Annotated in this window: 25 protein-coding genes; 8 read left to right on the top strand and 17 right to left on the bottom strand. The window is 53.3% G+C overall.

The features are described from left to right. Window positions 1-50: 50 nt before the first annotated feature. The 4 genes from hutI to hutU all read right to left on the bottom strand — a co-directional run bounded on the left by hutI (window position 51) and on the right by hutU (window position 5,296). Window positions 51-1,268 (bottom strand): imidazolonepropionase, encoded by a 1,218-nt coding sequence (gene hutI / locus IE092_RS11985; protein ID WP_373295332.1) that lies wholly within the window; start codon window positions 1,266-1,268, stop codon window positions 51-53. Beyond that, window positions 1,268-1,882, bottom strand: a complete 615-nt coding sequence (locus IE092_RS11980; RefSeq protein ID WP_189357414.1) for a HutD/Ves family protein — start codon at window positions 1,880-1,882, stop codon at window positions 1,268-1,270. The genes hutI and IE092_RS11980 overlap by 1 nt, the downstream gene beginning before the upstream one ends. Before the next feature lie 93 nt (window positions 1,883-1,975). Continuing rightward, entirely contained in the window at window positions 1,976-3,514 is a 1,539-nt protein-coding gene (gene hutH / locus IE092_RS11975; protein ID WP_189357413.1) for a histidine ammonia-lyase, read from the bottom strand. A gap of 78 nt (window positions 3,515-3,592) precedes the next feature. Then, window positions 3,593-5,296: a urocanate hydratase gene (gene hutU, locus IE092_RS11970; protein WP_229793153.1), complete on the bottom strand. Its 1,704-nt coding sequence runs from the start codon at window positions 5,294-5,296 to the stop codon at window positions 3,593-3,595. Window positions 5,297-5,481: 185 nt separating this feature from the next. Here hutU and hutC point away from each other — a divergent pair, with 185 nt between their 5' ends. The 3 genes from hutC to IE092_RS11955 all read left to right on the top strand — a co-directional run bounded on the left by hutC (window position 5,482) and on the right by IE092_RS11955 (window position 7,214). Further along, window positions 5,482-6,192, top strand: coding sequence for a histidine utilization repressor (gene hutC, locus IE092_RS11965; protein WP_189357412.1), 711 nt, complete (start codon window positions 5,482-5,484; stop codon window positions 6,190-6,192). A gap of 138 nt (window positions 6,193-6,330) precedes the next feature. Beyond that, complete coding sequence (locus tag IE092_RS11960) at window positions 6,331-6,972, top strand: DUF2242 domain-containing protein (protein ID WP_189357411.1); 642 nt, start codon at window positions 6,331-6,333, stop codon at window positions 6,970-6,972. Further along, on the top strand, window positions 6,969-7,214 hold the full coding sequence (locus tag IE092_RS11955) for a DUF3820 family protein (RefSeq protein WP_189357410.1): 246 nt from the start codon (window positions 6,969-6,971) through the stop codon (window positions 7,212-7,214). The genes IE092_RS11960 and IE092_RS11955 overlap by 4 nt, the downstream gene beginning before the upstream one ends. A 132-nt stretch (window positions 7,215-7,346) precedes the next feature. Here IE092_RS11955 and IE092_RS11950 read toward each other — a convergent pair whose 3' ends face one another. The 8 genes from IE092_RS11950 to IE092_RS11915 all read right to left on the bottom strand — a co-directional run bounded on the left by IE092_RS11950 (window position 7,347) and on the right by IE092_RS11915 (window position 15,605). Then, window positions 7,347-7,733 (bottom strand): hypothetical protein, encoded by a 387-nt coding sequence (locus IE092_RS11950; protein WP_189357409.1) that lies wholly within the window; start codon window positions 7,731-7,733, stop codon window positions 7,347-7,349. A 169-nt stretch (window positions 7,734-7,902) separates the two neighbouring features. Continuing rightward, the gene (locus IE092_RS11945) at window positions 7,903-9,597 is read right to left on the bottom strand and encodes a M14 family zinc carboxypeptidase (protein ID WP_189357408.1); all 1,695 of its coding nucleotides are present in this window, start codon (window positions 9,595-9,597) and stop codon (window positions 7,903-7,905) included. Window positions 9,598-9,747: 150 nt separating this feature from the next. Then, window positions 9,748-11,103 (bottom strand): TAXI family TRAP transporter solute-binding subunit, encoded by a 1,356-nt coding sequence (locus IE092_RS11940; RefSeq protein ID WP_189357407.1) that lies wholly within the window; start codon window positions 11,101-11,103, stop codon window positions 9,748-9,750. A 14-nt stretch (window positions 11,104-11,117) separates the two neighbouring features. Continuing rightward, a complete protein-coding gene (locus IE092_RS11935) occupies window positions 11,118-11,924 on the bottom strand; it encodes a competence/damage-inducible protein A (RefSeq protein ID WP_189357406.1) in 807 nt (268 codons plus the stop codon). A gap of 118 nt (window positions 11,925-12,042) precedes the next feature. Then, window positions 12,043-12,885 carry an EI24 domain-containing protein gene (locus IE092_RS11930; RefSeq protein WP_308427131.1) on the bottom strand — a complete coding sequence of 281 codons (843 nt, stop codon included), beginning with the start codon at window positions 12,883-12,885 and terminating at the stop codon, window positions 12,043-12,045. Further along, complete coding sequence (locus IE092_RS11925; RefSeq protein ID WP_189357405.1) at window positions 12,882-13,856, bottom strand: sterol desaturase family protein; 975 nt, start codon at window positions 13,854-13,856, stop codon at window positions 12,882-12,884. Before IE092_RS11925 ends, IE092_RS11930 begins: the two co-directional genes overlap by 4 nt. A gap of 11 nt (window positions 13,857-13,867) precedes the next feature. Then, window positions 13,868-14,668 carry a polysaccharide deacetylase family protein gene (locus IE092_RS11920; RefSeq protein WP_189357404.1) on the bottom strand — a complete coding sequence of 267 codons (801 nt, stop codon included), beginning with the start codon at window positions 14,666-14,668 and terminating at the stop codon, window positions 13,868-13,870. Continuing rightward, window positions 14,631-15,605 (bottom strand): YVTN family beta-propeller repeat protein, encoded by a 975-nt coding sequence (locus tag IE092_RS11915; protein WP_189357403.1) that lies wholly within the window; start codon window positions 15,603-15,605, stop codon window positions 14,631-14,633. Before IE092_RS11915 ends, IE092_RS11920 begins: the two co-directional genes overlap by 38 nt. A 197-nt stretch (window positions 15,606-15,802) precedes the next feature. On the opposite strand from IE092_RS11915, the gene IE092_RS11910 reads away from it, so the two are divergent. Beyond that, window positions 15,803-16,159, top strand: a complete 357-nt coding sequence (locus tag IE092_RS11910) for an FKBP-type peptidyl-prolyl cis-trans isomerase (protein ID WP_189357402.1) — start codon at window positions 15,803-15,805, stop codon at window positions 16,157-16,159. 435 nt (window positions 16,160-16,594) lie between these two features. On the opposite strand, the gene orn is transcribed toward IE092_RS11910, so the two are convergent. Next, on the bottom strand, window positions 16,595-17,179 hold the full coding sequence (gene orn / locus IE092_RS11905; RefSeq protein WP_189357401.1) for an oligoribonuclease: 585 nt from the start codon (window positions 17,177-17,179) through the stop codon (window positions 16,595-16,597). A gap of 39 nt (window positions 17,180-17,218) precedes the next feature. On the opposite strand from orn, the gene IE092_RS11900 reads away from it, so the two are divergent. Genes IE092_RS11900 through rsgA form a run of 3 tightly spaced genes read left to right on the top strand, consistent with a single transcriptional unit; the run spans window position 17,219 to window position 19,770 of the window. Beyond that, window positions 17,219-18,475: a M48 family metallopeptidase gene (locus IE092_RS11900; protein ID WP_189357400.1), complete on the top strand. Its 1,257-nt coding sequence runs from the start codon at window positions 17,219-17,221 to the stop codon at window positions 18,473-18,475. A gap of 42 nt (window positions 18,476-18,517) precedes the next feature. Beyond that, on the top strand, window positions 18,518-18,865 hold the full coding sequence (locus tag IE092_RS11895; protein ID WP_189357399.1) for a 4a-hydroxytetrahydrobiopterin dehydratase: 348 nt from the start codon (window positions 18,518-18,520) through the stop codon (window positions 18,863-18,865). Further along, on the top strand, window positions 18,865-19,770 hold the full coding sequence (gene rsgA / locus IE092_RS11890) for a ribosome small subunit-dependent GTPase A (protein WP_189357398.1): 906 nt from the start codon (window positions 18,865-18,867) through the stop codon (window positions 19,768-19,770). Before IE092_RS11895 ends, rsgA begins: the two co-directional genes overlap by 1 nt. Before the next feature lie 346 nt (window positions 19,771-20,116). On the opposite strand, the gene IE092_RS11885 is transcribed toward rsgA, so the two are convergent. From IE092_RS11885 to IE092_RS11870, 4 genes are all read right to left on the bottom strand, one after another. Continuing rightward, window positions 20,117-21,262 carry an alginate O-acetyltransferase AlgX-related protein gene (locus tag IE092_RS11885; protein ID WP_189357397.1) on the bottom strand — a complete coding sequence of 382 codons (1,146 nt, stop codon included), beginning with the start codon at window positions 21,260-21,262 and terminating at the stop codon, window positions 20,117-20,119. Between the two features lie 9 nt (window positions 21,263-21,271). Continuing rightward, on the bottom strand, window positions 21,272-22,669 hold the full coding sequence (locus IE092_RS11880; RefSeq protein WP_189357396.1) for an MBOAT family O-acyltransferase: 1,398 nt from the start codon (window positions 22,667-22,669) through the stop codon (window positions 21,272-21,274). A gap of 20 nt (window positions 22,670-22,689) precedes the next feature. Continuing rightward, window positions 22,690-23,346: an alginate O-acetyltransferase AlgF gene (locus tag IE092_RS11875; RefSeq protein WP_189357395.1), complete on the bottom strand. Its 657-nt coding sequence runs from the start codon at window positions 23,344-23,346 to the stop codon at window positions 22,690-22,692. Between the two features lie 98 nt (window positions 23,347-23,444). Further along, entirely contained in the window at window positions 23,445-24,104 is a 660-nt protein-coding gene (locus tag IE092_RS11870) for an SGNH/GDSL hydrolase family protein (protein WP_189357394.1), read from the bottom strand. 374 nt (window positions 24,105-24,478) lie between these two features. Here IE092_RS11870 and argF point away from each other — a divergent pair, with 374 nt between their 5' ends. After that, a complete protein-coding gene (gene argF / locus IE092_RS11865) occupies window positions 24,479-25,396 on the top strand; it encodes an ornithine carbamoyltransferase (RefSeq protein WP_189357393.1) in 918 nt (305 codons plus the stop codon). Window positions 25,397-25,533 lie beyond the last annotated feature (137 nt).

Here is a 25,533-nt window from a genome sequence, read left to right as displayed (position 1 = left end):
TTCACCACAAACTGCAATGGCTCTATGTAACAGCGCAGTTTGCTGACCGCTCAGGAAACAGTCGCTGACTTTCCCTGAAAAATGCGCTCACTCAGGAAATTACCGCCGATGTAGTAGGACAAATCTGCCGGACGGGTAATTGCCCAGCGCGCCATATCCGCATCCATACCAACCCGTAACATACCGGTAGTCTGCCGCAAACCAAGTGCACGGGCTGCATGTACGGTAACGCCCTGCAGACATTCCAGCGGCGTCATACGAAACAAAGTGCATCCCATATTCATAGTCAGCAATAAGGATGTCATCGGCGATGTACCCGGATTGCAATCTGTCGCCAGTGCCATCGGAACACCAGCATCGCGTAATGCCTGTACTGGCGGCAGTTTGGTTTCACGCAAATAATAAAATGCACCGGGCAACAGTACCGCCACCGTACCGGATGCTGCCATCGCAACAATTCCCTTTTGAGAAAGATATTCCAGATGATCTGCCGATAAACCCTGATACCGGGCTGTCAGTGCTGCGCCATCCTGATCTGATAATTGCTCCGCATGTAATTTCACCGGCAATCCCAGCTTTTGTGCAGCAATGAAAACCTGCTCCGTCTGCGCATAAGAAAATCCGATATTTTCACAAAACGCATCGACCGCATCGACCAGCCCTTCTTCTGCGAGGGCCGGCAGCATCTCGTCACAAACATGGCGGATGTATGCGTCAGCACGTCCATGATATTCAAGCGGCAATGCATGCGCACCGAGGAAAGTCGTTACCACCCGAACCGGAAAAATCTCGCCAAGCCTGCGTGCGACCCGCAGAATCTTTCTTTCGCTTGCAATATCCAGACCGTAGCCGGATTTGATTTCTACGGTGGTGACGCCTTCTTTCAACAAACTGCGTAAACGCGGAATTGCTTCTGCGAGCAGCGCTTCTTCACTGGCCTCACGAGTCGCACTGACTGTAAAGCGTATGCCACCGCCCTGCTGCGCGATTGCTTCGTAACTGACGCCGTTCAGGCGTGCTTCGAATTCATGACTACGGTTACCGCCATACACCAGATGCGTATGGCAATCAGTCAGACCCGGTGTGATCCAGTGTCCCTGTCCGTCAGTCACCTGACTGGCCTGCCAGCCTTTTGGTAAATCTGATTCTTTTCCCAGCCACGCAATTTTCCCTGCGTGTACCGCAATTGCCGCATCACGAATATCGCCGGCGTCCGTATCCATGGTGGCCAGATGCACATTGTTCCAGAGATGATCCCATACCTGCATCATCCTGCTCCTGTCGCACTGAAGCGAATAATAATGAGATAAATGTCACTTTCCGCTGCAGCACTGAATTGCAGTGTCAGTCCTTCATGCGCATGATTTTCTTCCTGCAACAATAACTGCTGACGCTGTATCAACGTACCATCGGCAAGTGTCGCTTGTCCCTCATGGCAAAACAGTAAAATCTGTTGTGCCTCGTTTGCCTGCACAAAGTGATCACCTTCACCAAAGCGCAGCATCGTGTGCGAGCAGACTTCGCGCCGGCTCATCATATTCAGATCTGTAATTGCAACACCATTCAACAATTTCGCTACGACCGGCGTTTCGCCATTGAATCGAAAAGGAGCGCTGTCCGGACGCAGTTCAGCGACTTCACCTTCATCACCAGTCTCGTGCAGATATAAATCCATTCCGTCGCCACTCAGCAGGGCGAGACTGCGCTCTATCCCTGCAAAATGGGAAAAAGGTCCGTCAGTTGCGACGGTAGCAGTGCTCAGGCGCCAGATGAAATTATCCAACCCCGCCTGCGACGGATAAATTGCCAGTTCAGTTGTGCTTCCGCCACCGTTTTTCCAGGGCATGGTGCGGAAATCCTGTTCAGACCAGATTTGCATCATTATTTCCTTTATCACTATACGCCGAATGTACTCCAAAAAAACAAAACCTGCCGCTGCGAACTGCAGTACGGCAGGTTGTTGTCAGCGCTTTGATCAGGCCAGATACAAATGCTGGTACAAAGACTGGCAGTGTGCGCTGATTGCGCCGTCAAGTACCAGTTGTTTTGCTGCCTCGATTTCCGGAGCAAACAAACGGTCTTTATCGTAGAAGCTGACATCCTGACGCAGACGCTGCACCACCGGCTGCAACAAACCGGAAGTCTGCAACGGTGCGTGGAAATCAACGCCCTGCGCAGCAGCCAGTAACTCGATACCAACGATAGTTGCGGTATTGTGCGCCATCTCGTGCAGGCGACGCGCACCGTAAGTTGCCATACTGACGTGATCTTCCTGATTTGCGGATGTCGGAATCGTGTCAACACTGGACGGATGCGCATGCGATTTGTTTTCAGATGCCAGCGCCGCTGCCGTCACATGGGCAATCATAAAACCGGAATTCAGACCGGAAGACGGTACCAGGAAAGGTGGCAGGCCGGAAATCGACGCATCAATCAGTAATGCAATGCGGCGTTCAGAAATCGAGCCGATTTCTGCAATCGCCAGCGCCAGCGTGTCGGCAGCAAATGCAACCGGCTCAGCGTGGAAATTACCGCCGGAAATCACTTCACCGGTATCGGCAAACACCAGTGGATTATCTGTCACCGCATTCGCTTCTGTCAGCAAAGTACGGGCCGCATTATTAATAACATCCAGACAAGCACCCATGACCTGAGGCTGGCAGCGCAGGCAGTAAGGATCCTGCACACGTTCGTCATTCACCAGATGCGACTGACGAATCGCACTGCCGCTCAGAAGTTCGCGATAAATCGCAGCTGTTTTAATCTGACCAGGCTGACCACGGCTACTATGAATGCGGGCATCGAAAGGCGCATCACTGCCTTTTGCTGCATCAACCGACAAAGCGCCCGTGATGGTTGCCGCTTCCAGCAAACGCTCCGCAAGGAATAAGCCGTTCAGTGCGAGCGCAGTCGATGCCTGGGTACCATTGATCAGCGCCAGACCTTCTTTCGCCGCGAGTACAACCGGTGTGATGCCCGCGTCTGCCAGGGCTTCTGCGGCAGAACGCATAACACCGCCAACACGGACCTGACCTTCACCCATCAGTGCCAGCGTCATATGCGACAGTGGCGCCAGATCACCTGAAGCGCCGACAGAACCTTTAACAGGTACAGCTGGCATGATGCCGGCATTAAACATCGCGATCATTGCGTCAATCACCGATGCACGGATACCGGATACCCCACGGGACAAACTGGCGATTTTTGTTGCCAGCAGCAGGCGTACCACTTCATCACTCATCAGCTCACCGGTACCGACTGAATGCGACAAAATCAGGTTACGCTGCAGCAGTTCCAGCTGATCGTCCGGAATGCGGGTCTTTGCCAGTTTGCCGAAACCAGTGTTAATACCGTAAGCAGCATCGCCTTTTTCAACGATCTTACGAATTGCTGCTGCAGAAGCATCAATTGCTGCACGGGAATCCGGATGCAATTGCAGTTGTACCGGTTGCTTCCAGATCAGACGCAGGTCGGCGAGGCTGAACTGGCCTGGGTTAATAGTTAAGCTAGTCATTCTGTTTCCTGTCTCCGGGCCGGATTTCCGGCCCTGTAATCACAAAATTCTCAAATATTTATTGATGACTCAGAAAAATCAGCGAATCATCGGTAACTTCAGACCCTGACGCTTGGCACAGGCAATAGCCTGCTCGTAGCCCGCATCGGCATGGCGCATCACACCGGAACCGCAGTCATTGATCAGTACACGTGCCAGACGCTCTGCTGCTGCTTCGCTGCCGTCCGCCACAATCACCATACCGGAATGCTGGGAATAACCCATACCGACACCACCGCCGTGATGCAAAGATACCCAGCTCGCGCCGCCAGCTGTGTTCAGCAAGGCATTCAGTAACGGCCAGTCAGACACAGCATCGGTGCCGTCACGCATACTTTCAGTTTCACGATTCGGGCTGGAAACCGATCCGGTATCCAGATGATCACGGCCAATCACGACCGGTGCTTTCAGTTCACCATTGCGCACCATTTCATTGAAGGCCAGACCTGCAAGGTGACGCTCACCCAGTCCCAGCCAGCAGATTCGTGCCGGCAAGCCCTGGAAGGAAATGCGTTCCGCAGCCATATCCAGCCATTGATGCACATGGCGGTTTTCGGGGAACAGTTCTTTAATTTTGGCATCGGTTTTACGGATATCATCCGGATCGCCGGACAAGGCTACCCAGCGGAACGGGCCTTTGCCTTCGCAGAACAGAGGACGGATGTATGCCGGCACGAAACCCGGGAAATCAAATGCATTTTTCAAGCCCTGATCAAATGCAACCTGACGGATGTTATTACCGTAATCCACCGTCGGAATGCCCATTGCATGGAAATCCAGCATTGCCTGCACATGAATTGCACAAGATTTCGCTGCTGCTGCGGTCAGCTCTGCGTGGCGGTTGGCATCCTGCTGAGCTGCTTTCCACTCTGCAACAGTCCAGCCAGCTGGCAGGTAACCGTTAATCAGATCATGTGCTGAGGTCTGATCCGTCACCAGATCCGGCTTCATCCCACCAGCCTGTGCGCGCTTGACCAGTTCCGGGAGAATTTCAGCGGCATTACCCAACAAAGCGATCGATACCGCCTCTTTACGTTCGCAGTGATAACGTACCAGCGCCAGTGCATCGTCCAGGTCTTTCGCCTGCTTGTCCACGTAACGGGTACGCAGACGGAAATCAATACTGGACTGCTGACATTCAATATTCAGCGATACCGCACCGGCAAAAGTTGCTGCCAGTGGCTGTGCGCCGCCCATACCACCAAGACCAGCGGTCAGAATCCAGCGACCACCCCACTCACCGCCGAAATGCTGACGACCGGCTTCAGCGAACGTTTCATAAGTGCCCTGCACAATGCCTTGCGTACCGATGTAAATCCAGCTGCCTGCCGTCATCTGGCCGTACATGAACAAACCTTTGCGGTCCAGTTCGTTGAAATGTTCCCAGTTAGCCCATTTTGGTACCAGATTGGAGTTCGCGATCAGAACGCGTGGTGCATCTGCATGGGTTTTGAATACACCGACTGGCTTACCGGACTGAATCAGCAGGGTTTCATCTTCATTCAGCTCTTTCAGCGAAGCCAGAATCTGATCAAAGCATTCCCAGTTACGCGCTGCGCGGCCAATACCGCCGTACACCACCAGATGCTTGGGATTTTCTGCGACAGCAGGATCCAGATTATTCTGAATCATGCGGTAAGCAGCTTCCGCCACCCAGGTCTTACAAACTTTTTCAGCACCGCGCGGTGCGCGGATTTCACGGCTGGCATCCCAGCGCGGATCATTCATCAGTGCATCAGACATACAGGTCTCCTAGATGTGAAACAGATGTTTTTCGGGTGGCAAATATCGCCTGCGCAGACATACGACTGCGATTGATTGGCAGTTTAAGTTGTATATACAACTTTAGCAAGCGGATTTTTAATGCGACAATGCCGGTTTAGCGCTATCCGGTACATTTTTGTAACCAGAACCTACAGGCTGCATCCGTGAACAAAATTCCTGCTTCAACCCCTGCTTTTCAGGCAATCAAAGACTATCTGCTGCAAGCAGTGCAAAGTGGCGTCTGGAAAGAAGGCGACGCAATCCCGTCCGAATCCGCGCTGGCAGCACAATTCTCAGTCTCTCGCATGACTGTCAACCGCGCCGTCAGAGAACTGACTGCGGAACAAATCCTGACACGCATACAAGGTTCGGGAACGTATGTTGCACAACAAAAATATCAGGCTACGCTGGTGGAAATTAAAAGCATCGCGGATGAAGTCAGGGCACGCGGTCATGTCCACCGTAGCGAACTTCATGCGTTACAGGCATTGCCGGCCAGCGAATTACTGGCACAGGAGTTTGGCGTCGATACTGGAACATCTTTGTTTCACTCGCTGATCGTGCACTTTGAGAATCAGGTTGCGATTCAGGTGGAAGACCGCTGGGTTAATCCGGTCATTGCGCCGGATTATCTGGCACAGGATTTCAGTCTGCGAACACCGAATGAATACCTTGTAGCAGTAGCACCGTTGCAGGGTGTGGATTACCGTATCGAAGCCATGCTGCCTCCTAAGCCGGTGGCTGATATGCTGCAGATCAGCACACGTGATGCTTGTCTGGTACTGCACCGGAAAACCCGTTCGCAAGCACGGGTGGCAACCGTCGTCACAATGTGGCATCCGGGGCAGCGTTACCAGTTCGCCGGCAGTTTCTGAGTCCGGAACCGTTCGTACACCGTCACAATCCGTCACAAGGCTGTCATTCGGAAAAACGGTATCCGGTTTACAATACGGCACATGTTCTGTCAGGTCGCTGCCTGTATGCGACCGCCAGATATCTGAGAAGTGAGAATTATGCGTCTACAAGTTGTTTACCGATCCCTGGCAATGTTGCTGCTGGCAGGCCTGTCCGCCTGCAGCGTCACCGGCCAGAAATCCGCCGGAGCCCAGCACGAAGATTTCGGCGCCACCGATGTGTTCACCCGCAGCTACCCCGGTAGTGAACAAAACGCCTGCGAAGCGGCCCGCCGCGCCCTGTTAAGTCAGGGTTATGTGATCAGTGACTGGAAACCGACCATCATTCGTGGTCGCCGCAAATATCAGCATGATGTTGATATTCATGCGGAAATCGAGTTTAACGTGACCTGTGTGCCTGACAGCAAAGGCAGTAACAGTTCCACCATTTTCGCCAATGCTGTGCGCGACCGCTACTCCCTGAAAAAGAGCAATACCTCCGCCAGTATTGGTGTCAGTGCGATTGGCTCTGTGTCATTACCTTTTGGCAGCACCGATGATTCCATGGTGAAAGTTGCCAGCGAAACCATCGCCAGTGGCAATTTTTACTCACAATTCTTTGATCTGATCGAGCGCTATCTGGATGGCACTGTGTTTCCGAATGAACCGGAAGCAGAAAAACGTGCCGAGCCTGTACCGCCAAAAAATGCGGCACCGGCCAGTCAGCCAGCCCAATCCGTGAATGGTTCGCAAAGCGAATGAGCACCGGTGAGTCACAACAACGACAGCATGATTTGCTGCGTCTGACCAGCATGCGCATGCCTTACGGCAAGTACAAAGGACGTGTTCTGGCGGATTTACCCGGTCACTACCTCGGTTGGTTTGCCCGCGAAGGTTTTCCTACCGGAGAGCTGGGCAGGTTGCTGGCACTCTTGTACGAAATTGATCACAATGATTTGCGTGGCTTACTGCATCCGGTTCGACAGTCCGGTGATGTGCGCTGAAAGTAATACCGCGGTGTCATTTGGCAGCGTCTGCACGATGCAAATACAATTTCCGGACAGATTCAGAATACCCCGAATATAAAAATAAAAACGCCGCTTACTGAAGCGGCGTTTTTATTTGCAGTGATCCGGTTATTTGGATTCAGCAGCTTTTTTCTTACCTGCTGCAGTTGCTGGCAGGAAGCGTACCGGATCGTTTGCACCGGACTGATAAGCTGCAACAACAGAGCTGGGACGCAGACAAGAGGCGCCGAGGCTGTTATCACCACTGGATGTCGATTTGCATACCTGCAGTTCTTTGACGGCATCCAGAGAAATACCTGCTGCCGCTGCAACAGAAATAATTGACTGTGGATTCGCACCACCGGATACCAGAGTATCAACTGTTGCCTGCAGATTAGTTGAGCTGGTCAGTGCATTAAAAATACCATCCACCGAGGTATCCACGCCTTCCGCCATCACGGATGCACCAGAACACAGAACCAGACCTGCGACTGCCAGTTTCAGCATTTTTTTCATTATGTCCCCTTCAACAAAACCGCAAAAATAAACATGTTACGAATGTATTACAGCGCCCTATTGTAATGAAGTGCGGCACAGATGCAAAACGAGAATATCAATGGAATTCTGCCTCTTTATAGCGTTTCGCCCGGGCAACAAATGATGCACGGGCGAAACAAACTACCGATCAGAATAAACGATATACCGGATAGCGACGCCATTCCGGTTCACGGTATTTACGGCAATGCGCAAAAATGAAATCCAGCACCGATTCCTGGCTGTCCAGAATCTCAGGATTCACCGCTTTCCATGCTTCAAACGCAGCACGAGTTTCCGGCTCAGTGCGTAGTATTTCTGCCGCACTGTCTTCAAACACATAATCTGAATAAGCTTCTTTTTTCTCCAGCACACTGTTGAAGAAGCCCCAGCGGAAGAAACTGTCATGTGCAGCAGGTTCCAGCGTTTCGATCACATAACGCGCCTGATCCTGATCCAGACTGACAATATAATCCCCTGCTTCGACACGGACCGTTTCGGTTGTCTGCGTCAGGCTGACCTGATCATGGAACATATGTCCTTCATAGGCATTCGGACGAGAAGCCACAGACGGAACACGGTACACCTGCACTTCACGTTCATGTGTTTCTTCCACGCGTGTCATTTGCACGCCGTTCCATTGCAGACGCTCGATGATATGACGCCATGCCTGCGGAATCAGATACGCTTTTGGCTGAGCGACTACGATATCCGGGACAAAACGATTGAAATACGGAATTGCTTTTTCCCAGGGCTTTTGTCTGTCATAGGAAAGCCGCATATAAGTGCCGAGTACACTCGGAGAATATACTGCTTCATAGCCCCGGAACATGAAGCTGGAAGGCTGACTGTGATCGGCTTCCCAGTGCACTGCTGCCTGTTGTTGTGCACGCACTGTTGCGCGGGCTTGCTGGCGCAGGCTACGAATTTGCTGACCATGCTGAATGGTGTAATCCAGTACCGTTTCCACCAGCGCACGCATCGACAGATAGCGGTCTTTAAACGGCTTCAGCATATGGGTTTCCGGCATAAACCCGATAGTGTGATGCAAGGCCGCATACCCTGTGGAAAAGCGTGGTGTTTCCAAAAAATCTTCAATGCCGTGATCCGGAATATCTTTGACAGGATTCACATACGGACAAGTAGGCCAGCCTCTGGCATCCATGCCCTGGAAAATCGCCGGTAACATTTGCTGCTTCAGATACTCACCCAGACCATATCCGAGCTTATCGGTCTGCGTCTGAATCAGCGTCATCGTATAAGCATAATCCGCACCGTTCGATGTATGGGTGTCCACCATCACATCCGGATCCCAGGCTGTAAAAAAGCGGTTGAACACTTGTGCATTCAGACTGTCGCATTTGATGAAATCACGGTTCAGATCCAGATGCAGACTGTTGCCACGGAAACCAAAACTTTCCGGGCCATCCTGGTTCACACGCGAGGTGTTCTGGCGGTTCATGCTGCCGTCGACATTATAAATGGCCGTAAACAGGAAGACCGTATTGCCCAGCGCTGCGCGTCGATCTGCATCCAGACAAAAATCACGTACCAGTGCCATGCAGGCATCCACGCCTTCCGGCTCACCGGGGTGAATACCATTGTTATTGAAAAACACAGGACGACCGGCTGCCTTCAGTTGCTCGCGGTCAAATACGCCATCAGCAGTAACAACACCGGCATGAATCGGGCGTCCGGAATCCGACTGTCCGATTTCAAAAAATTGCAGTACTTGCGGGAAATCTGCTGCCAGCTTTTGATAGTAGGCAATGCATTCCGGCCAGGTTGTGGTCTGGTTGCCGTTGCCGAGTTCAAACGGGGTAGGATAAGCGCTCGTCGTGGTCATGATGATGACTTAAGAGAAATGTAACAAAGCGCTGATTTTAACGCAGTTCCGCCGGTACCGATCCCGCACTGCACACATGCAAAGCCTGATCGGTACGAAGGCATTCCGGCGGAATTTAATTCTGACAGCGGCAAGTGCGCCACAGGAAATTCAGCAGTCTGCGCAACTGCCATTTTCTGCCGGAGGCGATTGCCGGTCGCGCGCCGCAGCGGCTGCCAGCCGGCTGCGCACCAGCTGAATATGACCACGCAAACCGTACAACTCTTCGGCATAGGCAAGCGGCACCACGATCTGATTCACACTATTTTCCAGTGCATCCAGTCTCTGCGTTCCCTGCTGCCAGCCAAGTCCCTCCTGCTCCAGACTCAGTTCGATTTCGCGCAACTGACCATACCAGCGATAAATACGGGAGCGGATACGCCAGACATAGACAGGCGGAATAATTTTCGACAGTGGCAGGATCAGTGCACCGGCCGCGACCAGCACGAACCACATGCGTTCGATGAAGTTAGCGACCCAGAACGGCAGATAACGCTGCAGCACCGGTGTGCCGTGTTCGTAAAATTTCACTGCGTGTTCTGATACCGGAATTTCCGTGAAACGCTCGGATGGAAATTCATTGCGCTTACTGAACCAGTCCGCTTTGCTGTGAATGCTGCGGGCCGCCTGCAGCATCAGCGACACCAGCGCCGGATGCAGACTTTCATGCGCCACCAGCGTCACGGTGGTGGCCAGCAAATGATAATCCCGGGCAGGTAAATCCGCGCCGATATCAATAATGCCGCGTGGCAGTGTCACCGCCGATAAATACGCTAAACGCCGTGTATAGGCTTCCGCCTGTTCAAAATCGAATAGGCGAACATCGCGGTTTTGCAGCAATTGCTGCACGATTTCTGAATCACTGCCGGTACAAAACACCAGTACATCGGTTTCGCCGCGCAGAAAACTCGCCAGCGCCTGCTGATCCGGCAAACGCTGAATGCTGACATCTGCTTCCTGCAAATGATTCAGTTGCAACAATTCGGTAAAAATACGCTGTATGCCGGAACCGCGTGCACCGAGATTAATACGCTTGCCTTTTAACTGCGTCAGCGAACGCCAGTCAGTTTTGCTGCGATAAAAAATCCAGATCGGCTCATAAAATAAAGCGCCGAGCGAAATCAGCCCCTGCTCTGTGGCCTGTTCCGGATCAGTCGAACCGCTGCGTACAAAACCGACTTCATACACAGAATCCGGATCACGGATACGCTCGAAATTTTGCTGAGAGCCTTCCGAGTTTGCATTTCTCAGCGTGACGCCACTCTTTGCAAGTTCAGAAGAATAGGCCCGTGCAAAGCGCTCATAGGTGGAGCCCTGCACCCCGCTGGTCATGTCAACCAGACGCGAAGGCGCAGGATCGGCCAAGCGATAACCGAGATACACCAGTCCGCAAAACAAGGCCAGCACAGGGCCGAACGCAACCAGAAAGTCGCGCAGGGAAAACAGGGTGAACTTTAACTTTTGCATATCCCTGACCGGATTCAGTCTGCAGCGGGGCTATTCACCGCCGGCACAAACTCTGCACCGGCTTGCTCCAGACCTACCTGCAAACGGGCGAAGGCCGGACTCAGCAAGCTTTCCTCGCCCTTCACGCCCAGTTCAATATGGCGACGCTGGGTCGCGGTTTCGACACTCGGCAGGCTGAACACTTTGACGCCCGGAAATTCGGCTTCAATCGCTTCCATCAGCGGCGTCAGCGATGCCTCCATTGCACCATAAACGATACAGGAAAGTTCTGCCTCAGGGTGCTGATGGAACAAATGCGCGTAATGCGTATCCAGTACCCATTCAATCATCGGCCATGCCATCACGGGAAAACCCGGTACAAAATAATGGCGCTGAATCATGAACCCCGGAATATTGTTGTACGGATTCGGAATGCATTCCGCACCCTGCGGGAATTCGCCCATTTTCAGGCGTTGCAGATTATCGGGGCTGTCGAGATCAACGGTTTGACCGGCATCAGCTGCCGTTTTGCGGATACGGTCCTGTATGCAGTTACGTGCGGTCGGGTGCAGTACCAGCGGGAGATTCAATGCGGCAGCTGCACACTGACGGGTATGGTCATCGGGCGTTGCGCCGATGCCGCCAGTGGAAAACACGACGTCGTCACCGGCAAAACTGCGTTGCAAAGTGGCGGTAATGCGTTCGCGCTTGTCGCCGACATATTCGGTCCAGTCCAGTTGCAATCCGCGTTGCTTCAGTATGGCGATGACTTTTTCCAGATGTTTATCCTGACGCTTGCCGGATAAAATTTCATCGCCGATGATGATCAGTCCGAATCCCATTGCATTTCCCTTCGCTTACCTGAATAAGCTGTCATTTTGCCACAGGGACAAATACTGAGCGGGATTGTGCCGCTGCACAGCTTCATCTGTAAATGAAGCTGTTATGTTCAGCGCGACATCAGAACTCAGCAACCACCTGATTGTCTGCAATACGTATGCCCTGCTCTGCACGTAACTGCTCCAGTGCAGAAAGACTGAAATGCACGAACCACAATCCGGTGAACACAAACACCACGATGTACAGCCAGATTGCGAAACCGGCGGTGAATGGTAAGGTCAGGAAAGACATTACACCACCGAGCCAGAGCATGCCCGGTGCTGCGCCAAATATGCCGGATACCGTGCCGATCGCAATCAGTGCCGGACGATAGCGGGTAATAATCAGTTCACGCTCGTCGGCATCTGCATGTTCAGCCAGTGCGTCGTAAATCATCACGCGGTAAGTCAGCCAGCCCCAGAGCAAAGGTTGCAGCACCATGGCCAGCGGCGGAATCAGCGTCAGCGGTAAAGTCAGCAGCCAGATCACGATAAAAATAACAAACGAACTCAGCGAATGCCAGAGACTGCCGAACAGGCTACCGCCGTGCCGCCTTTCGAGCACCGGGTAATAGCGGTTGCCGACAAAGCGCGTAATGGAAGGCATGGCAAAAGCTGTGATGCAGATCATAGAAGTCAGTACCATCAGCGGTAACAGCAACCACATTGCCACCAGCGGCACCACAAATGCTTTCAGCGCCAGCAACCCGACAAAACTGAAGATGCGGCCGGTTTGCTCAAAGCCCTGATACTGCGCGAACCACGCCTGTATCAGATCAACCAGCGCCTGCAGACCAAACCACAGAATACCGGCCCACAAAATTGCGGCGGCCAGAAATGGCAAAAAGGTCAGGCTCAGCATGCGCCAGTGGAATTGCGATCCCAGCGCGCGTCCCCAGGACAAACCCAGTGCCGTCATGTTCATGCTTTTGTTTCCTTATCGATGCCCAGCATTCGCAAAATGCCCAGCTTTTGCTGAGACCAGAATCCGCTGCCGTAATCGCGCCCCTGCCCTGCCGGTGGCGGCAACTGATCGCGGATACCGGTTTCCACGAATTCGCCGGTAAAACGCGCTGTGCCGAATAACAAATCCCACACCGGAAACAGCACCGCAAAATTATGACCGCCGAGTGTACCTTCGCCATCGCTTTCATGCCCTATGCCAATTGCATGGTGCAAACGGTGATACCGGGGCGACACTAACAGGTACTCTCCCCAGCGTCCGAAATGGATGCGCACATTCGCATGCTGCAGGCTTTGCAGCATTTGCGATGCCATCACCAGCAGCACATACTGACCCGGCTCGACACCGATCACAATGGCGATGATGCCCATGTAAATATCGCGCAGTAAATCATCCAGCAAGTGATTCCGGTTATCCGACCACAGATTCATATCCTGCTGGCTGTGATGCAGGCTGTGCAAGCCCCACCACCAGTTGAACTGATGTTCCGCACGGTGATACCAGTAATCGAAAAAGTCGAGTACCACCAGATACGCAAAAAACAGCAGCGCCGGATATTGCAGAAAGCCGGACCAGAGATTTTCCAGATTAAACGGATTCAACCCCTGCAAATGCAATACTGCCGTCAGTTGGTCCAGCATTGGTTCAAGCAGGAAAAACGTCAGTACCGAAAACGCACCCAGCCGGTGCAGTGCGGTGTAGAGAAAATCGTTCCAGCGCGCCCAGCGATTGCGTATGGTCTGCACCGGCAGCCATGCTTCCAGCGGACGCAGAATCAGGAACAGCAGCACCAGCTGTATCAGTCCCCAGACAAACCATTCAACGCCGTTAAAGGCATCTTCCACAAATTCACCCAGCCCGAGTGAGAACATCGCAGGCTGGACCAGCGTTTCAAATAACCAGGCCTGCAGATTGGCAATCCATTCAGTCATGATGTGTTTCTTCAGCGATAAAGAGGATGTTCGCGCAGTGTCGCAAAACAAAATGATTTTTGCTGTAAGCCTTCGATCAGCGGCACCAGATTCGCTGGCATCCACGGATCTTTGCGGGACCAGATGCCCATGTGTGCCATGACGATATCGCCGTCTTTCAGGCCTTTCAGCATCTTGCTCAGCAAGCGGGCGTTGCTGACTTGTTCGCTTGGCAGTTCGTCACCGGAAAAACCAGCGGGCGCCCAGCCTGCGTGACGCATGCCGCAACGCTGACCAGCCTGCTCCAGCCCCGGTGTTAAGCGTCCACCCGGTGCACGCCAGTACGGGTCCATTTTCTGACCAGTCAGTTGCTGGAAACGTTCCGTCACTCGACGCAGTTCCGTACAGTATTCTGCCTGTGTCCATTGCAGTATTTTGCCAGCCTGTGGCCCGAACTGTGGTTTGACCGCGATGCGGCCATCCGGCAAATCACGCACCACATAGACGTGGTCAAAGGTATGGCTGCCGAAAGCATGGCCATCGCGTGCCAGTTGTTGCCAGAAAGGCTGCCAGCTCTGATCGAGGGAATAATCGCCGCGCACGGTTTTTTCATTTGCCAGAAAAAACGTAGCGCGGATCTGATATTTGCGCAGGGTATCGGCAATCAGTTGTGCCTGCGATTGCGAGCCGGTATCGAAGCTCAGGTAGACCGTGGCACGGCAGGAAGGCGCTGCCGCAGTCGCAGCAGCAGCGCTGAGAGACTGGCTGCACAGTGCGGCAGCCAGCAGCGCGGCTTTACTTATCGCCTGCGCGGTTTGCGAAGTACACACCATGCGGCGAGCGTCCGACCGGAATCAGTTTGATGACTTTGCGGGATGGAATATCCACCACCGCAACTTTTTTAATCCAGCGCAGCGTAGCCCACAGGGTTTTGCCATCCTCGCTGACTTCCATACAGTCAGGGCCGCCCGGTACCGGAATCGAACCGACCATTTCCAGTTTTTGCTGGTCGAAAATATTGATTTCGTTGGAGGTACGGTTGGATACGAACACATGGCGCTTGTCGCCCAGTGCGCGGAAATTATGCGTACCGACACCGGCTTTCACACGCTTGATGGTTTTCTGTGCGCGCCAGTCGATCACTTCCACATAATCGGCACCCATGATGCCGACCAGCAGATATTTATCGTCCGGTGTCATCGCGATACCGGCTGGCAGTTTGCCGACCGGCAGCGTCCATTTAACTTTATGCGTCGCCAGATCAATCGCGGACACCTGATCGCTGCCCTGCTGCGTAATGAATACAGTGGTGCTGGCGGCATCGAATGCCATGTGGCTAGGCAGTTTCGGCAGCGGCACACGGCTGTCCAGTTTCAGATTCGTGCCGTCGTAGCGATAAATATCTACACGGTCCAGACGCAGGGAATTCGACACAAACCATTTCTGGTCCGGTGAAAAACCGATCTGGTAAGGATCTGCCACATCTTTGATACGGCGCTGAATCTGACCGGTTTTCGGGTCCAGAAACACCAGTTCGTCGCCGACGGCATTGGCAACGATCAGGGATTTGTTATCCGGTGTCGCCATCAGATGGTGCGGTTCCTTACCAATAGGGAAAGTACTGATTTCTTTGTAGGATTGCTGATCGAGCAGTGTGACGGTTGCATCACGCGAATTCAGTACGACCACCACATTGCTGCTGGCAGACTGTGCAGTCAGCGGGAGAACCAGAGCGGCCAGCAGACTTGCCAGCAGGAAACGACTACGCATGTATCTCAGACCTGAGTTGATAAACAGAAGCTGCATTTTAACCCGCGTTGTGCACTGCAGTGCTGCCACTGACACAGGTTTTTCAGGATTTCATGCAAAATTGCGCGGTATCAAGGCATTTTTCCCGTCAGCAAGCGTGCATACTGCGCCAACGGATTTGGTCTACAATACCGCCACTTTTTTGAATTGGAGAAATCATGAGTGTGATCACTACAGTAAGCGGCCTGCAATACGAAGACAAAGTCGTTGGCGAAGGCGCAGAAGCGCAAGCCGGTAACCACGTTGTCGTACATTACACTGGCTGGCTGCAAAATGCTGACGGTTCTGCCGGCGCGAAATTTGATTCCAGCAAAGACCGCAATCAGCCTTTCTCGTTCCCGCTGGGTGCTGGCCATGTGATCAAAGGCTGGGATGAAGGCGTGCAAGGCATGAAAATCGGCGGCACACGCATTCTGACTATCCCTTCCGCACTGGGCTACGGTCCGCGCGGTGCAGGCGGCGTGATTCCTCCGAACGCAACCCTGATTTTTGAAGTAGAACTGCTGGGTGTGTAATTCCCGCACTGACTGAATTTCTTCAGTCATCTGCACTGAAAAAGCCGCGAATGATCGCGGCTTTTTTGTTGCCTGCGGCCATGCTCCGGCACCCGGACTATGCAGCTATCCGCATCAGGCATTTCCGGAGAGCCGGACTTTCTGCCGACGACCGCCGGATCGCTGTGCAGAACACCGCATTTAACCCGTTTTTGGGCAGTTTTGCGCCTTACTGAGCATTTCCGGCGAACCCCGGACTGCATCAGGATGCTTGCAGTGCGTTCTGACACTTTCCGCGCCGGTTCCGCTGGTGATATGTCGTCTGAGCATAAAAAAACGGACTGCGCTTGCAGTCCGTTTTTTTGCTATTTGTTTGCTACCTGTTTGCCGTATTTGCCGCACTTGCCGCATTTGCCGCGCTGGCCGAATCACCGGCACAGCGGCATTCAGCGCCGCTTATTCCTTGATGAAATGGGTACGGTAGTACTTCAGTTCTTCAATCGATTCACGGATATCGGCCAGCGCCGTGTGTTTCTGCGCTTTTTTGAAGCCGGACGCCAGTTCCGGTTTCCAGCGGCGGCACAGTTCTTTCAGTGTCGATACGTCCAGATTGCGGTAATGGAAGAAGGCTTCCAGTTTCGGCATACCGCGCACCATGAAGCGGCGGTCCTGACAGATTGTGTTGCCGCACATCGGTGATTTATTTGCCGGTACGTAGTCTTTCAGGAAAGCAATCAGGGTTTCTTCGGCAATTGCTTCAGTCACTTCCGATGCTCTGACGCGGTCGATCAGACCGGATTTGCCGTGCGTGCCTTTGTTCCACGCATCCATTTTATCGAGCGTGGCATCGCTCTGATGAATCGCCAGTACCGGGCCTTCGGCCAGTACGTTTAACTGCGAATCGGTCACGATGACCGCGACTTCCAGAATTTTATCGGTGTCCGGATCCAGACCGGTCATTTCCATATCAACCCAGATCAGGTTCATGTCGTCCGGTTTGATGGCTGTCGCAGATGCTTGGTTATCGTGAGCTTGTGACATAATTCTTCCTTAGCTTTTTTACGAATGTCACATTTTCCCATGAATTCTGTCAGCTTTACCGTTTTATTCACCGGCTTCTTAGCGCTGTCGGTCGCCCTGCAGTTCTGGCTGGCCTACCGTCAGATCCGTCATATTGCCCGTCACCGCGCGCAGGTACCAGCCGATTTCGCTGAAAAAATCAGCCTGGCATCGCACCAGAAAGCCGCGGATTACAGCATTACCAAAACCCAGTTCGGACAGGTATTGCTGGTGGTTGAAGTCGTGGTGCTGCTCGCGCTGACCCTGTTCGGCGGCTTGCAATGGCTGTCCGATCTGGTGCTGTCTTACACCGGCCCCGGCATGCTGTATCAGATTGGTCTGATCGCGGCATATTCCGTGGTGTCCGGCGTGATCGGCATTCCGCTCAGCCTGTACAGTCAGTTTGTGGTCGAGGAACGTTTCGGCTTTAACAATATGTCCATCGGCCTGTTTGTTGCCGATCTGGTCAAAAGCACGCTGCTGATGAGCGCACTGATGCTGCCTTTGCTGTGGGTGATCCTGACGCTGATGGAAAAGGCCGGACAACTGTGGTGGCTGTATGCGTGGGCGGTGTTCTGCGGTTTTCAGTTACTGGTGATGGTTCTGTACCCGAATCTGATTGCGCCGCTGTTCAACAAATTCAGCCCGCTGGCCGATGAAACGCTGAAAGCGCGTATCGAAGACCTGATGCAGCGCGTCAGCTTTGCTTCCGGTGGCTTGTTTGTGATGGATGGTTCGCGTCGCAGCGCGCACGGCAATGCTTATTTTTCCGGTTTCGGCAAAGTCAAACGCATCGTGTTTTACGACACCCTGCTGGAACGCCTTGAACCTGCGGAAATTGAAGCGGTGCTGGCGCATGAGCTTGGTCACTTCAAACTGAATCACATCAAAAAACGCATCGCGCTGATGTTTGTGATGACGCTGCCGTTTCTGGCGCTACTCGGTTATCTGAAAAATCAGGTCTGGTTTTACACTGGCCTCGGTGTTGATCCGATGGCGCTTGGTGGTACTGATGCAATGGCGCTGTTACTGTTTATGCTGATCATGCCGGTGTTCACCTTTGTGTTTTCGCCGCTGATGTCGATAGGCTCACGCAAACACGAATTCGAAGCCGATGCCTTTGCTGCAAAACATGCCAGCGCAGATGACCTGCGCAATGCGCTGGTCAAAATGTATGACGACAATGCATCGACCTTGACGCCGGACCCTTTGCATTCCACGTTTTACGATTCGCATCCGCCTGCCAGCATCCGCATTCAGCATCTGATGGCGAACTGATTACTTACCGAACGATTTCATACAAACTTTCAAGAGACAACAATGGACAACAAACAGTTACTGAACCTGCGCTGCCAGCACACCGAAACCGGCATGACAGCGGACGAGATCGCGACAGCACTGCAAGCCACACCGGGCTGGGCACAGGATGGTGCACGCATTGCCAAAACGTATGAATTCAAAAATTATTATGAAGCACTGGCATTTGTGAACGCGATTGCCTACGTGATTCACGCTGAAGATCATCATCCGGAACTGGTGCTGACCTACAACCGCGTACTGCTGCGCTTTGACACCCATACCGTAAATGACGGCAAAGGCGGTATCTCGCTGAATGACTTTATTCTGGCGGCCAAAGTGGATGCCATTTTTGAACAGAGCTTCGCATAATGGCGACGCAACAGGCAGAAATCATCGCTGCACATGGTCGCCATTATCTGGCGACTGCTGAAGTCGATGGCCAGAAGCTGCGCCTGCACTGCGTGACCCGTGGCAAGAAAAGTGATATCGCCGTCGGTGATCTGGTCGAGATCGCGCTGACTTCTAAAGATCAGGCCGTTATCGAAAAAATCGTCACGCGCAAAACCCTGCTGTACCGCTCGGATCAGTACAAATCCAAAATGCTGGCAGCGAATCTGACCCGCCTGCTGATTGTGGTGGCAACCGAACCCGGCTTCACTGATGATCTGGTTTCGCGCGCGCTGGTGGCGGCAGAATCGGCTGGGATTACGCCGTGGCTGGTGCTGAACAAAGTCGATCTGGCTGAAGCGTTACCGCGTGCGCGTGAACGCATGCAAATGTACCGCGACATCGGTTATCCGGTGCTGGAAGTGTCGGCGCAGGGCAATCCGGAAGCCACCCGCGCTGCCTTGCTGGAGATTATTCAGGGCGAAAGCACGATACTGATCGGCCAGTCCGGCATGGGTAAATCCTCGCTGATCAATCTGCTGGTGCCGGATGCCGATATTGCGACCCGCGAAATTTCTGCTGCACTGGATACCGGCAAGCACACCACCACCTTCACCCGTTTGTACGATTTGCCGGAAGGCGGCAAAGTTATCGATTCACCGGGCTTTCAGGAATTCGGTCTGCATCATCTGAGTGAAGGCATGCTGGAGCGAGCATTTCCGGAATTTGTACCGCACCTCGGTCACTGCAAATTCTATAACTGCCACCACCATGCCGAACCCGGCTGCGCCGTGCTGGCGGCGGTGGAAAGCGGCGAGATTACCACTCTGCGCCATGACTTGTTTGAACAGCTGGTGCACGAATCCAAGCAAAAAGTCGGTTACTGACCCATCGCTGATCAGGCGTAAAAACAAAAAACGGTGCTTTGACGGCACCGTTTTTTTCATCCTGCTCGCAACCAGATGCCTGCACTACTAGCCCTGTATTATGCAGAACTCCGCATTTGTACTTTTTACCCTCTGCCCTGCGAGCCAGAGTTTCTGCCGACGTCCGTGAAAACTACCCTTTTTTCTGTGCTGAATGCCGCATTTCGGGTGTTTTTGGGCATTGTGAGCAGGTAATTGACCTGCCCATAGACGACACTGAATCAGACACCCGAAAAACAAAAGCTGCCCTCAGGCAGCTTCAGCTTTTTTTGATGTCAATGTTGCTGAGTTTGCAGAAGGGCGGACTTTACAGCTTGCCCTGCTTCAGCGTCTGATACCAGGCCCGTTCTTTGGCATCGAACGAACGTTGCAGCATGCGTTCAGGGATTTCCCAGACGATCAGCTTCGGCGGTTCCTGCTCGAAGACTTTGCTGTGGAAGAAGGCTTGGGCTGCGCCGTCAAATGCGCCGCCGTCTTTGGCCAGATTTGCGACCGGTGCGCCGACATGGCGGCTCAGGAAAGGTACGAAATTGCCGCGCAGGCTGAACGAGGTGCCGATCAGCGACAAAGCCGGTAAGCCGCTGTCGCCGAACAAGTCATCACTCTGCACCGCCACCGGTGCCACATCGCTGAGCGTGGTGACTTCCGTTGCCGGACGCGCCCACAGCGGCACATCGTTCAGGCTGGACAATTTATACAAATCGCCCATGCGTTCGCCCTGACGGCTTTTCACGGTTTCTGCATTCATTGGCGCAGCGTCGGTGGTGATCAGTTGTTGCTGGCGTAATTGCTGCGCAATGTAAGCGGAAACCGCGCTGGCGCCGGCTTCATTCCAGTGCGAATCGGTACGGTAATAACGCTCGCCCTGTACTTGCTGCAAAGGCTCGCGCAAGTCCAGCACCGTGATTCCCGCGGCACGTACTTCATTCATCCACAGGTCATAACGGGCGGCAAACGCTGCCGGGCGATGCAGGCCGCAAGTCTGCGCCGCTTCGATACGGGCTTTGTCCGGCACCATGGCAATCACCAGCGGTATGCCGCGCTGCTTCAGCTGACGCGCAACTTCGGTCACCATCCACGCGCGGGCGCGGGCATTTTGCGGGCCACCGTCGAAAGTTGTCAGTTCTTCGGTCAGGAAAAACCAGCCCGGGCAGCCGGGACGCACCTGCGCACCGGTATCGCGCGCCAGATTCCAGCTGACCGCACGTTCCGTGGCGGCGAAGTCTTTACTGAAGATAAAGTGTTCATTCAGCTGGCTGGTCAGTACGCGGGTGGATTCACCCTGCGCAACCTTGCGCCAGTCTGCCATCTCAGTCCATTTTTCAGCAGGAATCTGCTGCAGGCTGCGCACACCGGCGATCAAACCGCCGACGGTGATCAGGCCGAATGCCAGCGCAGGCAGGTATTTCCAGACACCGGCTTTTTCAGGACGATATTGAAATGATTCGCTCATACCGGCCTCTTAAAACTGAAAATACAAAAACGGAATGGCTTTCTGCCCCGCCAGCACCACCACGCCATACGCAAAGGTCAGCACCGGCCACAGCATGCTCCACTGCATCACACCCAGACCACCGCGTTTTGCAATCGCTGTCGCCGGATACACCACGCAGCACAAGCCGATCGCAAAGGTCAGCAGAATCATCGGACGCAGCGCGAGGATGACTTCGTCCTGAATGCCAAAGCCGTTCAGGCCGAATTGTCCGGCCCACATGCCGAGCGCATTATCGAACCCTGTCGCACGGAACACGGTCCAGGCCAGCATCACGGTCAGCATGGTCAGTGCGCGCGAAGCGTAGTCCGGCATGGATAATCCGCGCTGGGTGAATGCACGGTCGCAGCACAGTGCCGTGCCCTGAATAATGCCCCAGATCAGATAATTCCAGTTATCGCCGCCATGCCACAAACCACCAATGGCCATGGTCAGCATCAGGTTGATATAAGTGCGGGTAATGCCGTAACGGTTACCGCCAAGGCTGATGTACAGATAATCGCGCAGCCAGGATGACAGCGTCTGATGCCAGCGGCGCCAGAAGTCCTGAATCGACACCGCCAGATACGGATTATTAAAGTTTTCTTCAAAATGGAAGCCAAGCATCAGGCCCAGGCCAATTGCCATCGCGCTGTAACCGGCGAAGTCGAAATACAACTGGAAAGTGTAAGCGACGCAACCTATCCATGCATCCCAGAAACCCGGATTTTTCAGACCGAAACACAGCGTAACGACCGGCGCCAGCGTATCCGCAATCAGCACTTTCATCGAGAAGCCGATCATGAAGCGGCGCACGCCGAGCGAAAATTTCTCCATCGAAAAGACGCGCTCGCGCAATTCTTTATCGATGACTTTGTAACGCACAATCGGACCTGCAATCAGATGCGGGAACATTGCCATGTAAGCCGAAAATGCCAGTACATCGTATTGCGCAGGCACGACTTTGCGGCGCACATCGACCAGATACGAAATCGCATGCAGTACAGTGAATGACAGTGCAATCGGCAGCATCACGTGTTCCCACGGTACCGGCTGCATCTGATGGCCGGTCAGGAATTCATTCAGCGTGCCGACCAGCATATTGGTGTATTTGTACCAGACAAGTGAGGCCAGATTCAGAATAATCGCCCACGCCATCCAGCGCGTTTTCCATTTCTCATCACTGGTTTTATCGATCAGGATTGCTGCGCCCCATGCCAGCAGCGTCAGCGCGATGATCAGAATCAGAAATTTCGGTGTCCACCATGCGTAGAAAATCCAGCTCCCGACCAGCAGCGTGTGATTACGGAAACGCTGCGGCGTGAGCAGATAAAACGCGAAAAACAGCGGCAGGAACAGCGTCAGAAATTCGAGTGAGGCGAATACCATAATGCAGGCCCGGCGTCTGATCAGGAGGTGCTGTCACGCACGAAGAATACTTGCTGGGCTTTCTTTGCAGGAATCACGATCACGCTGTAGCGCTCTCCGGCCTGCAACTGCCCCATATCGACAGCAGCACCGGCATTCGATTTACCGCACTGCGCCTGCACACTGAGTTTGACGGCATTGACCAGACGGCGCTGCGTTGCACCCGGTGCGACATTTTCAAAAACAGATGCACCCTTTGCGCCGCCGTTCAGACCAGCCTGTGCGCAGGCAGGGTCAGCATTTAATAACGAGATCGAAGCACGGTTGGCGTTGAAGTCCGTTGGTGATTCGCGCACGATCAGCTTATCCAGCGCACTGCCCTGCGGTACCAGCACTACGGTGATAAATTCGCCCGGTTTTGCGACGACTTCCACCGAGGTTTTCAGACTGCCTGCCTGTGCACTGGCCGTCAGCTTGTCACCAGCTTTTACCGGAAAAAAACGCGATACACGGTTATCGGTTTGCGCACCCAGCGCCAGTTTATTCGCGCCGTTGGTAATCGTGACTTTATCGCCTGCTGCATTCAGAAAACGGACAAAGGATGAATCCTGACTGGGGCCGGTTTCATACAGAGAATTATCGGCGTATGCAGTCAGGGAGGTGCACAGTGCCAGACAGGTCAGGATCAGTTTTTTCATTGTCATATCAGATCAGCGGGCTATAAAAAATGCTGCGGTACACGGTACTTCTGTCTGTACAAAAGCGCGCGCCCGCAGCATCCGGCGTTCAGTGATGATCAGCGTTTGATCGTTTTCAGGATTTCCGGTGTCACAATCGCATTACCGATCGCTTCACCCCAGGATTTATAACCGGCGATGTCCAGATGCTGACCATCGGTGGAACCCCATTCACCCGGTTTCGACAATTTCAGTGAATCCACATAGGTGCATGGCGCGGTGATTTCTGACAGGTAGTTCGACATTTCCTGCGCGCGGGCGAAGGTTTTATTGAATTTACCACCTTCTGCACCCCATGCCGGACCAACCCAGACGCAGGCAACATTATTGTTTTTAACGCCTTTGGTCAGGCGGGAAACCTGCTGCCAGATCCAGGTCTTTTGCAGTTCAGGCTGGTTGTAGCCCGCCATCGTGTCACCATTCACGATAACGACCAGATTCGGTTTATAGGTTTTGACCATTTCATTGAACGGACGGGTCATGGCTTCCTGACCTTCTTTCACCACGACCGGGCCATCCTTGATGCGCTCTGCGCCACCGCAGGAGGACTGGGTTTTCACCATCCACTCACCGGCCGCCACACCGCAGGCGCCGAAAGAATACACGACCGCCCCTTTTTTCATCAGGTCGTTGTGCAGGGTGGTAATCAGATAGTCTGGCGTAGACATGTGGCTGTCGCCAATGACGAGGACGGTCAGTCCGGCTAAGAGTGCGCTCATATGTATTTCCCGGCGAATGAATAAAAACGGCACAATCCAGTAACTGTGCGCGAAAAACCCCTTAAGCAGCGTATTCCGTCACGCCACCTCCTGACCGAATTATAATGAGGATGTTACCAATTGTTACTGTCACATTGGCAACATTTCCCTTAACTCATCGTTTTTTTTACGAATTGACGAAAATTAACAAAATGGGGTAAGTTGCTCTTGCTGAGATTTTCGGTAAGATAAGGTCAGTTTCCGCACTGCAAAAACAGCAATATCACGCCAGATTGCAGGTTTTCCTGAATTTAATACGGAGTTCAGGCAATCTTCCCTTATAATGAATTCGTTTTGATTGTGGCAGCAGGCACTGAAGCTGCCGGTTTCTATTTATGGCTATTAAACACTTTCTGCAGTTCTCTGATTTCTCCCGTACAGAATTCGAATATGTGATGCAGCGTGCCCGCATCATCAAACAGCGCTTCAAGGCGTATCAGACCTATCATCCGCTGGTAGACCGCACACTGGTCATGGTGTTTGAGAAAAACTCCACCCGCACCCGCCTGTCGTTTGAAGCCGGTATGCATCAGCTAGGCGGCGCAGCGATCTATCTGAATACCCGCGACAGCCAGCTTGGTCGTGGTGAACCTGTGGAAGACGCAGGTCAGGTGATTTCCCGCATGTGCGACATCATCATGATCCGTACATTCGAACAATCCATGATCGAGCGCTTTGCTGAGTATTCGCGCGTTCCGGTCATTAACGGCTTAACCAACCAGCACCATCCTTGCCAGGTACTGGCCGACGTGTTCACCTATATTGAGCACCGTGGCGATATCAGCGGTAAAAAAGTAGCCTGGATCGGTGACGCGAACAATATGCTGTACTCCTGGCTGCAGGCAGCCAAAGTTTTCGGTTTCCATCTGCATGTATCCACACCGAAGGGCTATGAAATGGATATGTCGCTGGTGGATGCAGATAATCAGCACTTCACCCTGTTTGATGATCCTTCCGAAGCCTGCGCCGGCGTCGATCTGGTCAACACCGACGTGTGGACCAGTATGGGTTATGAAGCAGAAAATCAGGCACGCCTGAAAGCCTTTGACGGCTGGATTGTAGATGAAGCCAAAATGGCGCGTGCCAATGCAGATGCGTTGTTCATGCACTGCCTGCCTGCGCATCGCGGTGAAGAAGTATCTGCCGGCGTGATCGACGGCCCGCAATCCGTAGTCTGGGACGAGGCAGAAAACCGTCTGCACGTACAGAAAGCCCTGCTCGAATATCTGGTGATCGGCAAGGTCAGTAATTAATCCGACGCGGCCCTGCCGGCCGCTGTCTGACGTGCAAACTGCCGCCAGACTTTTCCGGCAGCCTGCTTCCGGCGGCAGCACAAAACCGGAACCTGCAGAACAGTAAAGAACTTTTCCAAGACGTTACGAAAGCACAT

It is taken from the genome of Cognatundibacterium squillarum, assembly GCF_014652435.1.
Taxonomy (GTDB): domain Bacteria; phylum Pseudomonadota; class Gammaproteobacteria; order Burkholderiales; family Burkholderiaceae_D; genus Undibacterium; species Undibacterium squillarum.
Note: the sequence above shows the minus strand (reverse complement) of the source record. Positions and strands in the feature narration are given on the sequence as shown.

What these genes read in the sequence shown, in the direction of transcription:
- IE092_RS11920 (WP_189357404.1), bottom strand. Translation starts at nt 14,668, where the DNA reads ATGGTGTGTACTTCGCAAACCGCGCAGGCGATAAGTAAAGCCGCGCTG.
- orn (WP_189357401.1), bottom strand. Translation starts at nt 17,179, where the DNA reads ATGTCACAAGCTCACGATAACCAAGCATCTGCGACAGCCATCAAACCG.
- IE092_RS11950 (WP_189357409.1), bottom strand. Translation starts at nt 7,733, where the DNA reads ATGAAAAAAATGCTGAAACTGGCAGTCGCAGGTCTGGTTCTGTGTTCT.
- IE092_RS11880 (WP_189357396.1), bottom strand. Translation starts at nt 22,669, where the DNA reads ATGGTATTCGCCTCACTCGAATTTCTGACGCTGTTCCTGCCGCTGTTT.
- IE092_RS11885 (WP_189357397.1), bottom strand. Translation starts at nt 21,262, where the DNA reads ATGAGCGAATCATTTCAATATCGTCCTGAAAAAGCCGGTGTCTGGAAA.
- rsgA (WP_189357398.1), top strand. Translation starts at nt 18,865, where the DNA reads ATGGCGACGCAACAGGCAGAAATCATCGCTGCACATGGTCGCCATTAT.
- IE092_RS11955 (WP_189357410.1), top strand. Translation starts at nt 6,969, where the DNA reads ATGAGCACCGGTGAGTCACAACAACGACAGCATGATTTGCTGCGTCTG.
- IE092_RS11910 (WP_189357402.1), top strand. Translation starts at nt 15,803, where the DNA reads ATGAGTGTGATCACTACAGTAAGCGGCCTGCAATACGAAGACAAAGTC.
- hutH (WP_189357413.1), bottom strand. Translation starts at nt 3,514, where the DNA reads ATGACTAGCTTAACTATTAACCCAGGCCAGTTCAGCCTCGCCGACCTG.
- IE092_RS11935 (WP_189357406.1), bottom strand. Translation starts at nt 11,924, where the DNA reads ATGGGATTCGGACTGATCATCATCGGCGATGAAATTTTATCCGGCAAG.
- IE092_RS11960 (WP_189357411.1), top strand. Translation starts at nt 6,331, where the DNA reads ATGCGTCTACAAGTTGTTTACCGATCCCTGGCAATGTTGCTGCTGGCA.
- IE092_RS11875 (WP_189357395.1), bottom strand. Translation starts at nt 23,346, where the DNA reads ATGAAAAAACTGATCCTGACCTGTCTGGCACTGTGCACCTCCCTGACT.
- IE092_RS11900 (WP_189357400.1), top strand. Translation starts at nt 17,219, where the DNA reads ATGAATTCTGTCAGCTTTACCGTTTTATTCACCGGCTTCTTAGCGCTG.
- IE092_RS11925 (WP_189357405.1), bottom strand. Translation starts at nt 13,856, where the DNA reads ATGACTGAATGGATTGCCAATCTGCAGGCCTGGTTATTTGAAACGCTG.
- IE092_RS11930 (WP_308427131.1), bottom strand. Translation starts at nt 12,885, where the DNA reads ATGAACATGACGGCACTGGGTTTGTCCTGGGGACGCGCGCTGGGATCG.
- IE092_RS11945 (WP_189357408.1), bottom strand. Translation starts at nt 9,597, where the DNA reads ATGACCACGACGAGCGCTTATCCTACCCCGTTTGAACTCGGCAACGGC.
- hutU (WP_229793153.1), bottom strand. Translation starts at nt 5,296, where the DNA reads ATGTCTGATGCACTGATGAATGATCCGCGCTGGGATGCCAGCCGTGAA.
- IE092_RS11915 (WP_189357403.1), bottom strand. Translation starts at nt 15,605, where the DNA reads ATGCGTAGTCGTTTCCTGCTGGCAAGTCTGCTGGCCGCTCTGGTTCTC.
- IE092_RS11980 (WP_189357414.1), bottom strand. Translation starts at nt 1,882, where the DNA reads ATGATGCAAATCTGGTCTGAACAGGATTTCCGCACCATGCCCTGGAAA.
- IE092_RS11940 (WP_189357407.1), bottom strand. Translation starts at nt 11,103, where the DNA reads ATGCAAAAGTTAAAGTTCACCCTGTTTTCCCTGCGCGACTTTCTGGTT.
- IE092_RS11895 (WP_189357399.1), top strand. Translation starts at nt 18,518, where the DNA reads ATGGACAACAAACAGTTACTGAACCTGCGCTGCCAGCACACCGAAACC.
- hutI (WP_373295332.1), bottom strand. Translation starts at nt 1,268, where the DNA reads ATGCAGGTATGGGATCATCTCTGGAACAATGTGCATCTGGCCACCATG.
- argF (WP_189357393.1), top strand. Translation starts at nt 24,479, where the DNA reads ATGGCTATTAAACACTTTCTGCAGTTCTCTGATTTCTCCCGTACAGAA.
- IE092_RS11870 (WP_189357394.1), bottom strand. Translation starts at nt 24,104, where the DNA reads ATGAGCGCACTCTTAGCCGGACTGACCGTCCTCGTCATTGGCGACAGC.